At 69.1% G+C, this 13,606-nt stretch carries 12 protein-coding genes; 5 read left to right on the forward strand and 7 right to left on the reverse strand.

Annotated features, from left to right (window positions below):
- Positions 1 to 1,325 (forward strand): hypothetical protein (locus GSF22_RS00420; protein WP_208810568.1); only part of this gene is annotated, 1,325 nt, incomplete at its 5' end.
- A gap of 81 nt (positions 1,326 to 1,406) precedes the next feature.
- Here GSF22_RS00420 and rplI read toward each other — a convergent pair.
- The 4 genes from rplI to rpsF all read right to left on the reverse strand — a co-directional run bounded on the left by rplI (position 1,407) and on the right by rpsF (position 3,048).
- The gene (rplI, locus tag GSF22_RS00425) at positions 1,407 to 1,856 is read right to left on the reverse strand and encodes a 50S ribosomal protein L9 (protein ID WP_208810569.1); all 450 of its coding nucleotides are present in this window, start codon (positions 1,854 to 1,856) and stop codon (positions 1,407 to 1,409) included.
- Positions 1,857 to 1,870: 14 nt separating this feature from the next.
- Positions 1,871 to 2,110, reverse strand: coding sequence for a 30S ribosomal protein S18 (gene rpsR, locus GSF22_RS00430; protein WP_007073789.1), 240 nt, complete (start codon positions 2,108 to 2,110; stop codon positions 1,871 to 1,873).
- A gap of 41 nt (positions 2,111 to 2,151) precedes the next feature.
- On the reverse strand, positions 2,152 to 2,676 hold the full coding sequence (locus GSF22_RS00435) for a single-stranded DNA-binding protein (RefSeq protein WP_208810570.1): 525 nt from the start codon (positions 2,674 to 2,676) through the stop codon (positions 2,152 to 2,154).
- An 81-nt stretch (positions 2,677 to 2,757) separates the two neighbouring features.
- Entirely contained in the window at positions 2,758 to 3,048 is a 291-nt protein-coding gene (rpsF, locus tag GSF22_RS00440) for a 30S ribosomal protein S6 (RefSeq protein ID WP_208810571.1), read from the reverse strand.
- 794 nt (positions 3,049 to 3,842) lie between these two features.
- On the opposite strand from rpsF, the gene GSF22_RS00445 reads away from it, so the two are divergent.
- The 3 genes from GSF22_RS00445 (at position 3,843) to GSF22_RS00455 (ending at position 7,544) form a co-directional block, all read left to right on the forward strand.
- Positions 3,843 to 4,634 carry a deoxyribonuclease IV gene (locus GSF22_RS00445; RefSeq protein ID WP_208810572.1) on the forward strand — a complete coding sequence of 264 codons (792 nt, stop codon included), beginning with the start codon at positions 3,843 to 3,845 and terminating at the stop codon, positions 4,632 to 4,634.
- Entirely contained in the window at positions 4,631 to 6,724 is a 2,094-nt protein-coding gene (locus GSF22_RS00450) for a hypothetical protein (RefSeq protein ID WP_244365650.1), read from the forward strand. Before GSF22_RS00445 ends, GSF22_RS00450 begins: the two co-directional genes overlap by 4 nt.
- 304 nt (positions 6,725 to 7,028) lie before the next feature.
- Positions 7,029 to 7,544, forward strand: a complete 516-nt coding sequence (locus GSF22_RS00455; protein WP_208810573.1) for a hypothetical protein — start codon at positions 7,029 to 7,031, stop codon at positions 7,542 to 7,544.
- A 56-nt stretch (positions 7,545 to 7,600) separates the two neighbouring features.
- Here the strand turns inward: GSF22_RS00455 and GSF22_RS00460 are convergent, their stop codons facing one another.
- The 3 genes from GSF22_RS00460 to GSF22_RS00470 form a co-directional block, all read right to left on the reverse strand.
- The gene (locus tag GSF22_RS00460) at positions 7,601 to 9,097 is read right to left on the reverse strand and encodes a glycosyltransferase family 87 protein (protein WP_208810574.1); all 1,497 of its coding nucleotides are present in this window, start codon (positions 9,095 to 9,097) and stop codon (positions 7,601 to 7,603) included.
- Between the two features lie 126 nt (positions 9,098 to 9,223).
- A complete protein-coding gene (locus GSF22_RS00465) occupies positions 9,224 to 12,088 on the reverse strand; it encodes a transglycosylase domain-containing protein (RefSeq protein WP_208810575.1) in 2,865 nt (954 codons plus the stop codon).
- A gap of 198 nt (positions 12,089 to 12,286) precedes the next feature.
- On the reverse strand, positions 12,287 to 12,784 hold the full coding sequence (locus tag GSF22_RS00470) for a DUF5318 domain-containing protein (protein ID WP_208810576.1): 498 nt from the start codon (positions 12,782 to 12,784) through the stop codon (positions 12,287 to 12,289).
- 176 nt (positions 12,785 to 12,960) lie between these two features.
- Between GSF22_RS00470 and GSF22_RS00475 the strand changes: the two genes are divergently transcribed.
- On the forward strand, positions 12,961 to 13,599 hold the full coding sequence (locus tag GSF22_RS00475; protein ID WP_208810577.1) for a PadR family transcriptional regulator: 639 nt from the start codon (positions 12,961 to 12,963) through the stop codon (positions 13,597 to 13,599).
- The last annotated feature ends 7 nt before the right edge of the window (positions 13,600 to 13,606 follow it).

Genomic DNA, 13,606 nt, shown 5'->3' on the forward strand with positions numbered 1-13,606 from the left:
ACCGGTACCCCGCCCCCGACCCGGCCGGCCGGTACCCGACATCCGACCCGACCGACCGGTACCACCGTCCCGGCGCCGGCTACGGGACGACCCCGAGCCGTCGACGAGCGGTGGAACGGGGTCAACGGGCGCCGGCCGACGGTTACCTGCCCTCCTGGGCCTCCGGAGCCGACACCGCCGGTCGTGCCGCCGGTCCGGGGTCGTCGAGGGCCGACGGCGTCGACGGCCGTCCCCGCGCCACCGACCGCGCCGCCGACCGGGCCACCGACCGGGCCGGCTCCGCTCCCGAGGCGGGCTGGTGGCAGCGGCACGGTCCCGACTGGGCAGACAGCGACCCGACCGAGGAGGCCCCGGGGTGGTTCGACAAGGGTTCCACCCGGCTGACCGCCGAGACCACCGACGGTTGGCAGAACGTCAGCGGGACCACCGGTTGGGGTGGACCGTCCACCGCTCCAGGTGGTCGGCGTGCCGACCACACCGCTGAGTGGCGGATCGCCGCCCGGCACGCCGGACACCTACCGTCGTCCGGGGAGGCCGAGCCGGGTTCGTCGACGTCGGACGGGTGGGAGGCGCCGACGCCGGTCGACTGGCAGGACCGGACCAGCGGGGACGGGCGGTGGGACCGCCACCCGGACACCGGCCCGTGGCGCGACGGCACCGGCCCGGCCGGGCGGTACGACGACAGCGACGGGCGGCTGGTGCCGTGGAGTGACCGGACGGACACCTTCTGGTCCGGTACCCGGCTGGCCGGCGACGACCCCAGGTGGATGGCGACACCGGCCTCCGCACCCCGTTCCCCGGTGGTCAGTTGGCCGCTCCCGGAGGAGCCTCCCGCACCGGAGGCGGTGTCCGGTGTGCCGGGCCGCGCCGGGCCCGTCGTCGCCCCGGAGCGGTCCACCCGACCGGGTCCGCGTCCGGCATCCGGTTCGTCCGGAGGCGGGCGGCGGGGTACCCCGGAGCCGTCCGACGAGGAACCGACCGGTGGGGTACTCGCTGCGGTGCTCTACACGGTCGCCTGTTACCTGCTGCCGGTGGTACTCCTCGTAGGTTGGTTGTTCACCCTGGACGCCCGGGTGCCGACGGGCTGCGTGACGGATGTGACCGGCGGTGGCTGCGCGTCCCCCCGGGCCTTTGCGGTGGAGTCCATGCTGGGCGGTGCGCAGCAGTTCGGGTTGGCTCTGCTCACCAGCCTGCTGACGGCGGTGGTGTTGCGCTGGTTGAGCACGGGCTGGCGGGCGGGAAGTGTCGGCCTGGCCGCTGCGGTGGTCGGCGGTGGCATCTCCACCCTGCTGTACAGCGCGATCAGCGGTCAGCCGCTCGGTTGACGCGGCGCACCATCGCCGGTCGCTCCAGAAGGACAGCAGGGGCCGCACCCGACGGTGCGGCCCCTGCTGGTGGTGCGGGTGTTACTTGCCCTGGACGACGTTCAGGTCGAACTTGGCGGTGACCTCCGGGTGCAGCTTGACGCGCACCGCGTGGGCACCGATCGACTTGATGTGGCCGGGCAGTTCCAGCCGGCGCCGGTCGAGGGCGGGACCGCCGGCGGCCTTCACCGCGTCGACGATCTCGGCCGGGGTGACCGAGCCGAAGAGCCGGCCACCCTCGCCGGCCCGGGCCTTCAAGCTGACCTTGAGGGCTTCGAGCTGGGTCTTGACCTCGTTGGCGTGGCCGAGGTCGCGGATCTCCCGGGCGGAACGCGCCCGCTTGATCAGCGTGACCTGCTTCTCGGCGCCCTTGGTCCAGGCGATCGCGAAGCCCTGCGGGAGCAGGTAGTTCCGGCCGTAACCGTTCTTGACCTCGACGATGTCGCCGGGGGCACCGAGACCGGATACTTCCTGGGTGAGGATGATCTTCATTCCGGTGCCTCCTCTCAGCGGGCCGTGGCCGTGTACGGCAGGAGCGCCATCTCACGGGCGTTCTTGACCGCGCGGGCGATCTGCCGCTGCTGCTGCGAGGTGACGCCGGTCACCCGCCGAGCGCGGATCTTGCCGCGGTCGGAGATGAACTTGCGCAGCAGCGCGGTGTCCTTGTAGTCGATGTAGGTGATCCCGTCCTTGTCGAGCGGGTTCACCTTCTTCTTCGGCTTGCGAAGTGCCGCAGCCTTTGCCATTGCTCTTGCTCCTGGTTTGCGATCTCGGGCGCTGGGTGCCATCAGAACGGGGGCTCTTCGTCGAAGTTTCCGCCGCCCGAACCGGACCGCGAGGAGGCCGGGGCCGCAGAGGCCCAGGGGTCGTCGAAGTTACCGCCGCCGCCCTGACCGCCGCCGGAGGCACCGAAGCCTCCGCCACCGGAGCGCGACATCTTCTGAACCTTGGCCGTGGCATAGCGCAACGACGGGCCGATCTCGTCGACCTCCAGCTCGATGACGGTGCGCTTCTCACCCTCGCGGGTTTCGTAGGACCGCTGGCGCAGCCGGCCCGACACGATCACCCGGGCACCCCGCTGCAACGACTCGGCAACGTTCTCGGCGGCCTGCCGCCAAACGGTGCACGAGAGGAACAGCGGCTCGCCGTCCTTCCACTCGCCGGAGGCCTTGTCCATGAACCGGGGCGTCGAAGCGACCCGGAACTTGGCGACCGCAGCGCCGGAGGGGGTGAACCGCAACTCGGGGTCATCGGTCAGGTTGCCGATGACCGTGATGGTGGTGTCTCCTGCCATGACCATCTCCTCGCGCACTCATCAGTCTCTGCCGGTCAGGCTGCCAGAGCCGTACGACAGGGACGATGAGGCTGATCCGGGCGTGCCGGGTAGGCGCGGTTAGCGCGTCTCCGGCCGGATGACCTTGGTGCGCAGCACGGACTCGTTGAGTCGCAGCTGACGGTCCAGCTCGGCCACCGCCGCAGGCGTGGCCTGCAGGTCGATGACGGCGTAGATGCCCTCGGCCTTCTTGTTGATCTCGAACGAGAGGCGCCGGCGGCCCCACACGTCGAGCTTCTCCACCGAGCCACCCGCGGTCCGGATCACGTTCAGGTACGTGTCGAGCGACGGGGCGACGGTGCGCTCCTCGAGACTGGGGTCGAGGATCACCATGATCTCGTAATGACGCAAGACGTTCTCACCTCCTATGGGCTGGCGGCCACGGTCCTTCCGTGGCAGGAGGTCGTGCGTCGTGGTCCGACCGACCGTGGGGGAACCCAGGCGGACTCGGACAACCCGGCAAGGATACCCGGCGCAAACGATCACTCTCAGTCGGGCGGTCGAACCGGCGGGTACGACCGGTCACGGCCACCGGTTCCCCACCCCACGGGGTACGACGGAGGGCTCCCGGCCCGCCGTGAGCGGGGCGCGGAAGCCCTCCGGTACCCGGAGCCGCGGGGCGTCCCGTCCGCATTCGTTGGGTGGGACCTGGGGAGGAACGACCACACCGATGAGGTTGGACCGGGGACGCCCCGCGGAGCTTATCGTGTTGTTATTTCACGCTACTACGAATCTGGGGGCAGTTAGGGCTAATCACCGTAATTGTCCAAACTGATCCGGAAGGGTGGTGCCCTCCGCCGCACCGGGCCGCACGGCGGAGGGTCGTCCGGGCACAGCGCCCGGATCCACCAGGACCATCCGCAGCCGGACCGTCGCGGCCGGGAACTCCCCGGTCCCCGGTACCGCCGCCAGCGGCGCGTTCCCCCTGCCGAACCCGGTGCAGTCGGTGTCGGCGCGGCGTCGTAGTGGCGACAGCGGCACGTCCGTCTCCCGGGCTCGGCGTCGATGGTCCCCTGCCGGCCCGCCAAGAGCAGGCCGTCGATCTCACCCGGGGTAACGACGGCAGGCGGCTGCGGTGACGCCGCCCGGCCATCGGGCGTGCTCCGTACCCCCGATGGTCGGGCCGGGGACGTAGGCTCGCGGGCATGCGCATCGGAGCCCACGTCGATTCAGCCGACCCGCTCGCCGAGGCGTCAGCCAGAGCGGCGGACGCCGTGCAGTTCTTCCTTTCCGACCCGAAGGGTTGGAAGGCGCCGCAGCCCCGGGACGACGCAGACCGGCTGCGTGCCGCCGAGGTCGATGTCTACGTGCACGCGCCGTACGTGATCAACGTGGCGACGCCCAACAACCGGATCCGGATCCCCAGCCGGAAGCTGCTGGTCGCCCATGCCGCAGCCGCTGCGGAGATCGGCGCCCGTGGGTTGATCGTGCACGGCGGGCACGTCAACGCGGGCGACGACCTGACGGTCGGGTTCGACAACTGGCGGAAGACGTTCGCCTACGCGGCGGAGTCGGGCGGCTTCGCCACGCCGGTGCTCATCGAGAACACCGCCGGCGGCGAGAACGCCTGCGCCCGCCGGCTGGACGCCCTGGCCCGGCTCTGGGACGTGGTCGGTGAGTACGGGGCCGGGTTCTGCCTGGACACGTGCCATGCCCACGCCGGTGGCGAGGAGTTGCTCGACCTGGTCGACCGGGTCAAGGCGATCACCGGACGGATCGACCTGGTACACGCCAACAACTCCCGGGACGGGTTCGGCTCCGGTGCGGACCGGCACGACAACCTGGACAGCGGCACCATCGACCCGGAACTGCTCCTGGCGGTCATCCGGGGTGCCGGCGCCCCGGTCATCGTGGAAACCCCCGGCGGGGCCACCGGACAGGCCGCCGACATCACCTTCCTGCGCGGTCAGACCGGCATCGGGGACCGGCTGGCATGACGACCGAGGAGAAGCCGGCCAGCCGCGATCTGGCCGGAGAGAAGCCCGGCCCGGAGCCGACCAGCCCGGAGCCGACCGGCGCTGCCACCACGGGTGACCAGGCCACCAGGGACGGATCCGGGGCCGGCCAGGACACGACCGGTAACGGCGGGGCCGGCAAGAACGAGACCGGCAAGGGTGAAGCCGGCAAGGACGGGGCCGACAGCACCGGAGCCGGCACCAGCAACGACACTTCCGTCGACGACAAGCAGGAGACGAAGGAGAAGAAGGAGAAGAAGGACGGAGCCGCGAAGGAGACGGCCACCGATGCGGACCCGTGGGCGGCGTTCGCGCCCGCCCCCGAGCCGGTTCCGACCCGACTGCGACGCGTCGGCCGCGCCCTGGGCCGTTTCCTGATCCACGAGTGGACCCTCGCCGTCGTCGGGGCACTGGTCCTCGCGGTACTGATGACCTGGCCCACGCTGCGTTACCCGCTCTACACGATCCCGCAGGACTACTGGGACCCGACGCTCCAGGCGTGGCAGGTGGCCTGGTCGGGGCACATCCTGCTGACCGACCCCAACCAGCTCTGGCAGGCGAACACCTTCTACCCGGAGCGGTGGAGTTTCGCCTTCTCCGACACCCTGCTCGGGTACGCACCGGCGGGCATGATCGGCACCGGCCCCGAGGCCGCCGTCCTGCGCTACAACATCCTCTTCGTACTCGCGCACGCCCTGGCCACGCTCGGGGCGTACGCGCTCGCCCGGCAACTCGGCGCGGGCCGGATCGGCGGCGCGGTGGCCGGGGTCAGCTTCGCCTACGCGCCCTGGTTGCTCGCCCAGGCGGGTCACCTGCACGTACTGTCCAACGGGGGCATCCCGCTGGCGCTGGCCATGCTGGCCCGGGGCCACGGCTACTCGTTCCGGTACGGCTACCGCCCCGCCCGGCGGCACGCCGGCTGGGCGTTCACCGGTTGGCTGGTCGCCGCCTGGCAGCTCAGTCTCGGATTCGGGATCGGACTGCCGTTCGCCTACGTACTCGGGCTGCTCACCCTCGTGGCGGTCGTCACCTGGTACGTCCGGCGGTTCTTCCTCCGGACGGGCCGGCGGCCGTTCGGGGTACGACTGCTGCTGGCCGACGTCTTCGGTGGGCTGGCGTTCGCGGCGACCGGTGCCCTGCTGGCAGTCCCCTACTTCAAGGTCACCGAACTGCACCCGTACGCCCGGCGGACCCTCGGGGACATCGACATGTTCTCGCCCCCGGCCAGCGGGTTCCTCACCGCTCCGGGCGAGTCCCGGGTGTGGGGTTCGCTGCACGAGGGCGCCCGGGCCGGCCTGCCCTGGTCGCCGGAGATGACCCTGCTGCCCGGCTTCGCGCTCTACGCGTTGGCTGCCGGTGGGCTGTTCTTCTCGGTCTGGAAGCTGCGGCACCGGCTGTTCCTGCTGGCCGGCGTGCTGGTGACCGGGATCCTCGCGATGGGTACCAGGTTCTTCGGCGGCACCTTCACCTACGTGCCGCTCTTCGAGCATCTGCCCGGCTGGGACGGGCTGCGTACCCCCGGCCGGCTGATGCTCTGGACGACCCTGCTGCTCGGTCTGCTCGCCGCCGGTGCGCTCACCGCCTTCGCAATGCGGGTACGGGAACTGGCCGCCGAACGGATCCCGCCGTGGCCCGGCCCGTGGCTGCGCCTGGCCACCCTGCTGCCGCTGATGCTGGTCCTGGTCGAAGGGCTGAACAACACCCCGCATCCGGTGGTGCCGCAGCAGCCGGCGGCGATGCGGTCGGTGGAGGGGCCGATGCTGGTGCTGCCGAGCAACGGGAGCCTCGACCAGCCGGTGATGCTCTGGACGACCAGCCGGTTCCAGGATGTCGTCAACGGCGGCAGCGGCTTCACCCCGCAGCAGCTCAGCGACGTCCGCCGGGTCACCCAGTCGTTCCCCGACCCGACCAGCGTCGAGTACCTGCGGACGCTCGGCGTACGCAACGTGGTGCTGCTCCGGGACCACCTGGGCGGTACGCCGTGGGAGGCCACGGTCAACCTGCCGGTGGACGGGATGGGCATCACCCGCGAGGACATGGGCCAGGCCGTGGTCTACCGGCTGATGCCGTAGTAGCTGACTTTTCCCTGCAGACAATTTCAGATACAACTAAGAAAATTGTCATCCCTCATTCGAGCAAGAAACGGACACAACAACGCCAGGCGCTGACCCACCTCATGGCTAGCGACCGCCTGGCACCTCAATCTGCAAAAGGCCAAGGCGGCCGAATGCATAGAAGCACGGAAGCAAGCGGCTACGCGACCAAATCGGGCAAAGCAACAAAGGCCCGCTTGAAGGATGCTTACCAGTGGCGATTACATGTTGACACCACTCGACGGCATTGAGTAATGTCTATGCTGACACCAAGGCATCTTTTGTGAGCTTCCTGCTCACCTCACGCCATGGAGGCATGATCGACGTGCGCATCCGACAGACGCTCGCCCGGCTGACAGCAGTGGCAGTTTGCTCAACGGCCATCGCGGCAACTGCAGCTTCTCCCGCCATGGCAACAGACACCTATTTCTACGAGGAATACGTTCACCTCAGCTCCGGCGCCTCTGCAATCCAAGCCTCCGGCAACATCAACTGGCTCAACAGATCTGTCACCTTCAGTGGCATCACAATGTGGCTGAGGGCTGGAGAATGCGGCAGAATTGCGTTCACCGCCTACCAGTACGACGACGCTGACTCGGATTTCTTGGATGTTACCACAAGTCGGTGGTGCAATAGCACGACCTCAGGAAAGTATGTATACCCCGGAGACGTCACTCTGGATGGAAGCAGCATTGTCGGAGGAATTCCGGTAGTTACGATTCTCGTGGCAGATGAAACTCACGGCGAGGTGTGGCAGGAACAGACTTGCCAGACAGCTTGCAGGTACTACAGGCACTAACGGGTTCCTAGTTGGGTGTCGGCGCTCTACCGGCACCCTGCAACATCTTCCCAGAGCTATCTGCTACGACTGATGAATAGCGACAGCCTGCTGTGATGACTCCATGGCGCGTCTGGGGCGCCGTCGAGTACGCCCCCGTCGGGGTCGTCGGAATAGGTGGCGCGTACCGCGTCCTGCTCCGGGTGCAGGATCTCCCGGATCACCAGCACGCAGAGCACGACCACGGTGGTCAGCCGGAGCGTGGCGGCCAGCACGAAGACCCCCTCCGGGAAGACCGGTTTGCCCGTGCCGGCGCCGAGCAGTTCGCCGTAGAAGGCGACGAAGTAGCAGATCTCGGCGAACTGCCAGGCGAGGAACGCGCCCCACTTCGGCCGGGCCAGCACGATGAGCGGCAGCAGCCAGAGGTTGAACTGCTGGGACCACACCTTGCTGAAGATCAGGAACGCGGCGACCACCAGGAAGGCGAGCTGGGCGACGCGGGGGCGGCGGGGGGCGAGCCAGGCGAGCGCGGCCACGCCGAGGCAGGCCAGCCCGAACAGTGCGTACGACAGGTAGTTGAGTGTGGGGTCGACGTGCCCGTCGAGCCACTGGAACGGACCCTGGCTGCCCGGCTCACCGAAAATGTTGATCTTCCCATCGAGGTACCGCCCGATGTACCAGAGCGTGCCCCAGTCGATGGGCCGGGTGGTGTTCAGTTCGAAGAACCGGTCCCAGTTCTCCCGGTACGGCAGCGCCACCGGCAGATTCACCAGGATCACCGTCGCCGCTGCGGTGCCGAGCGCGGTCAGCGCGGCCCGGAGTTTGTTGGCGCGTACCGCCAGCACGAGGATCGGACCGAGGATGAACAGCGGCCACATCTTGGCCGCGCCGGCTATGCCGAGCAGGATGCCGGCGGCGGCGGGTCGTCGACGGGCCCAGGCGTAGAGGCCGAAGGCGGCGAAGCCGATCGCCAGCAGATCCCAGTTGACGGTGGCGGTGACCACGAGGGCCGGGGAGAGCGCGAAGAGCGCCGCGTCCCAGGGGCGCCGGCGCCGCAGTGACAGGATCACCGCGACCGTCGCCACCGCCAGCGCGGAGAGCACCAGGGCGTTCAGGTTGTAGAACCACATGCCCTGGTTCAGCTCGGGGCGGGACTCGCCGAGGCTGTGCACGGGCAGGCCGAGCGCACCCATGAAGTAGCCGGTCACCACCGGGTACTCGACCGGGTGGTCCCGGTAGGGGACCTTGCCCTCGTTGAGCCCTTCCGCGTAGTAGAGCGCCAGCACGTCGGTGTAGCAGAACCGGGTGTACTGGACGTTGTTCTGCCAGGCACCGTCCTGGCAGGGCGACTTCTGCACCCAGTGCAGGGCGAGGGTGAGGCAGACCAGGGCCAGCACGATCCGGCTGGCGGTCCAGAACCGGCTCTCCCGACCGGCGGGCCGGTCGATGCCGACCGCGTGGTCGCCGAGCGGGCCGCCGATCAGCTCGGCGGCACCCCGGACGAACCCGTCGGAGCGCGACGGATGGTCGGTCTTGTCAACCTCGTCGATGCCGGACGACGACTGCACGCTCATGAACAGGCATCCTGCCGTACCCGGTGCCCCCGCGTCAGCCCTGTGGTGACGTGTCGCGTACGCCGGGAAACGCCAGCGGCGGCCGGACAGTGGTCCGGCCGCCGCTGGGGTGAATTTTCAGTTGGGTCAGTCGTCCCGGGTCGTAGCGGTCGGGGACGGTAGGAGACCGCCGCCGTCCCGGGTGCCACCGCCCGGCCCGCCGTTACCCGGCCCCGGGGGGTTGCCCGGGTTGGGGCCACCCGGGTTCTGGCAGATCGGCAGCAGCGGGTTCGGGCAGCCCGGCGGGAGCGGAGCCGCGGTGGGCGGTGGTGGCCGTTCGCCGTTACCGGAGTTCGGGTCGCCGATGTTCGCCGCCGGCGGGAACTCCTCCTTCTTCATCCCCTTGTGGGCTTCCTCCATGAAGCGTTCCCAGATGTCGCCGGGCAGGTTGCCGCCGCTGATCTTCGTTCCGTCTTTCAGCTTGATCGCCTTCTGCGCCTTTTCGTTGCCGACCCAGACGGCGGTGGCGATCTGCGGGGTGTAGCCGATCATCCAGGCGTGCGCGTTGTCGTCGCTGTTGGCGTTCAACTCCCAGGTGCCGGTCTTGCTGGCCGCCTCCCGGCCGTTGGCCAGGGTGTGCCTGACCTGACCGGGGTACTTCTTCAGCACCGAGGTCACATCGGCCACCACGTCGGCCTTGATCACCCGCTTCGACTTGAGCTGCTCACCGGCGACCGGCTTCCACCTGCCGGTGCCGGCCTCCTGCTTCTCGATCTTGATGACGAAGTGGGCCTTGTTGTAGACGCCGTTGTTGGCGAAGGTGGCCACCCCGTTGGCGTGGTCGAGCACGGTGATCGGGTACTGGCCGTAGGCGACCGGGTAGTCGAACGGGTCGCGGGTGAGGTCCTTGGCGCTCTTGGTGGTCAGGTCGTAGGGCTTCTCGTCGTTGCCCCACATGGTGGTGATGCCGGCCCGCTTGGCGACGTCGACCACCTTGTCCGCGCCCATGTCCATCGTCATGTAGTAGAACGGCACGTTGTACGACTTGAGCGTCGAGTGCTCCAGCGTGCAGGCATTGCCACACTGCGGGTTGTCGTTGCCGGCGTTGCTGACCTTGTAGGTCACGCCCTCCGGGGTGAAAGCCTTGCCCTTCCAGATCGACTCCAGCGACTTGCCCTGCTCCAGGCCGGCGGCCAGGGTGTAGATCTTGAAGGTGGAGCCCGGCGGGTGGCCGCCGTAGACCTTCCCGGCCGGGTCGGTGTTCTTCCCGGCGAAGTCGGTGCCGGTGCCGTCGTCACCGCCGTAGTAGGCAAGCACCCGACCGTCCTTCGGGTGGACCGCCACCAGGGCGGCCATCAGGTTCGCCGGCTGGTCGGAGAGTTCCGAGCCCTTGCTCTTGCGCTGCACCGTCTTGATCGCCGCGTTCTGGATCTTCGGGTCGATGGTGGTGGTGATCTTGTAGCCACCGTCCTGGAGCGCGGTCTTGCAGCTCGGCTTCTTCTCGGTGATCTTCGCCGGGTCGTCGGTGCAGACGCCCAACTGCTTCATCTCGGCCTTGACGTAGTTGATGATGTTGCCGTTCGGCGTCTTGATCCCGTAGTCGATGCCGATTCCGGACTTGGAACTCCGCAGGGTCTTCGTCGGGTACTCGGCCTTGGCCCGCTCCGCCGGGTCCAGCCAACCCTTCTCGACCATGCCGTTGAGGACGTAGTTCCACCGGTTCTGCGCCTCGGGCAGGTTGATCTCCGGGTCGTAGCCCTGGTGGCCGCCCTTCTGCGGGACCGGCTGCTTGATCAGCGCGGCCAGCACGGCCGCCTCGGACGGGGTCACCGCGCTCACCGACTTGTTGAAGTACGTCTGCGCCGCCGCCTCGATGCCGTACGCCCCGCGACCGAAGTAGATGATGTTGAGGTAGTACTCCATGATCTGGTCTTTGGTGTACTCGTCGTTCAACTTGGAGGCGAAGATCGCCTCCTTCACCTTCCGGCCGTACGTGTCCTCGTTGAGGCTGTCGTACGCGTTGCGGGCGTACTGCTGGGTGATGGTCGAGGCACCCTGCTTGCTGCCGCCGGTGAAGTTGTTCCACGCGGCCCGGGCGATGCCCTTGTAGTCGACACCGGAGTGGTCGTAGAAGTTACGGTCCTCGGCCGCAGCCACCGCGTACTGCATCACCTTGGGGATCTGGTTGATCGTGACCATCGTGCGGTTCTGCTCGCCCAGCTTCGCCAACAGCGTCTTGCCGTCGCTGGCCAGCATCGTGGAGGCCAGCGGGGTCTTGAGCTTGTTCGGCAGGACCACGTTGGTCGAGTAGTAGGTGAACCCGACCACGCCGATCCCGGCGAGCATGATGAACACCGCGAAGCTGGCGATCAGGAGGTTGATCCGGCGCCGCTTCTTCGACCGGCGGACCGCGTCCGGATCGCCGGCAGCACGGCTGCGCCGACCCGGTCCGGTCGGTCCGCCGGGTCCACCCGGTCCACCGCCCGGCGCACCCGGCGACACCGGGGAGACGGCGGCCCGGCCGGCGGTCGCCCGACCCACCTGGGCCCGCCCGGCCGGCGCGCCGCCCACCGCAGCGCTGCCGACGGACGCGGCCCCGACCGTGGCACGACCGGCAGGTGCCGCACCCCCCACCGAGGCCCGACCGGCGGGGGCAGCACCGACGGACGCCCGACCGGCAGAGCCGCCCACCTGGGCCCGACCTGCCGGTGCGCCACCGGGCGCCGGGGAGACCGGTACGCTCGCCCGACCTGTCCGGGCCCGCCCGGCCGGGGCGGAACCGGAGGCCGGGCCGACCGGAGCCGAACCGGACGGCGGCGAGGCGGAGCCGCGCGGAGCGGGTGCCGAGCCACCCACCCGGGCCGAACCGACCGAGGCACGACCGCTGGGGGCGGCACCCGGGGGTGTCGCCGGACGCCGGTAGGCGTCGTCCGCCCCCGCGCCGGGATCACCGTTCGATCCGGGGATCTGGGCCCGCCCACGCGGAGCACTGGGATCGCCGTACGAATTCATTCCTCACACCCTGCCGGTCGCGGCGGGGCGCAGTAGCGCCACCACCGGTTTGCCGTGAGCCAGGCCACACTTGGCCGCGTCTGTTGGATCATTGGGCCTGAACCAGAACAACTGAGTGAAACAGATTAATCCGGGCTACGCGTGGACGAACGCTCCGGCCTCCGGCGCGGTCGCCGGTGCCGGCCGGTCGAAGTCCACTCACCGTTGCGCCTCTCGCCTTCGCCGGGCCGGACGGTTGGCCCTCGTCGTCCCCCGACCGGGGGCGTCCGGGGCGCTGCCCACCGCCGCACCCGGATCGACCACGTCCCCCGGGTGGTCGCCGGGCTCTCCGGGCCAGTCCCGACCGAGCAGGTACTGCTCGACGAGGTGGTTCCAGTTGCAGCTGCGGCACACCTCCACGACGAAGACCTGGAACTCACGCAGCGTCATCGCCAGAGCGGCCAACTCGCTCAGTGCCCGGGCCTGTCCGGCGGACTGCTTGAGTTCGTCGCCGTAAATGTAGTGGACGTGGGTGAGGTTCTCCTGCCGGCAGATCGGGCAGCGTTCCTCGGTCGGCTCGCCATGGAACCGGGCAGCGTTCTTCAGGTAGGGGGATGCGTCACAGACCTCGTACGTACCGATCCGTCCGGACTGGACCTCACGCAGCACCGACCGCCTCTGTAGCGAGTAGTCGACCACCTGGCGCTGCGTTCGCATGCCGGAAAGGGTACGCGGTCCGCCGGATCGAGGCGACCGCCGTAACAGGCTGTGACACGCCGGTTTCGATTCGGGGGTTTGCCCTGCTCGCCATCGAGGTATTAACGTGCGATGTATCGGCCCGATACATCGCGGCCGGGTTACCGGCGGACAGCCGGGGTAAGGAAGGGGATGCGGTGCTTGAGCTCGCGATCCTCGGCCTGCTCCAGGAGTCCCCGATGCACGGCTACGAGCTGCGTAAAGAGCTTACGGCCAAGCTGGGGGCGATCCGGGCGGCGATCAGCTACGGCTCGCTCTACCCGACCCTGCGCCGCCTCCAGGCCGCAGGTTGGATCGTCGAGGCCGCTGAGACGCCCGCGACGGCGGAGGAGGTTCCCGCACTGACCAGCCGGCGTGGCCGGGTGGTCTACAAAATCACCGCAGAGGGCAAGGAACGCTTCGCCGAGCTGATCGCGCAGGCCGGACCGGAGACCTACGACGACACCGGTTTCGGGGTGCACTTCGCGTTCTTCGCCCGCACCGACCAGGCGACCCGCCTCCGGATCCTGGAGGGCCGCCGCCGCAAGATCGAGGAACGCCGCGAGGGACTGCGGGACGTGTTGGGTCGGGCTGCGGAGCGCCTCGACGCGTACACCCTCGAACTACAGCGCCATGGGCTCGACGCCTGCGAGCGCGAGGTCCGCTGGCTGGAGGAGCTCATCGCCAACGAGCGTTCCGGCCGGGCCCCGACGGTCCCGCCAACCGGGTCGGCCGGTGGCGGACGAGAAGACAACAGCCCGTCTCCGCCTGGAGAGTCCAGGGAAGAGCGGCCGTGATGAAGAA

It is taken from the genome of Micromonospora echinofusca (assembly GCF_017614955.1).
GTDB classification, from domain to species: Bacteria; Actinomycetota; Actinomycetes; order Mycobacteriales; family Micromonosporaceae; genus Micromonospora; species Micromonospora echinofusca_A.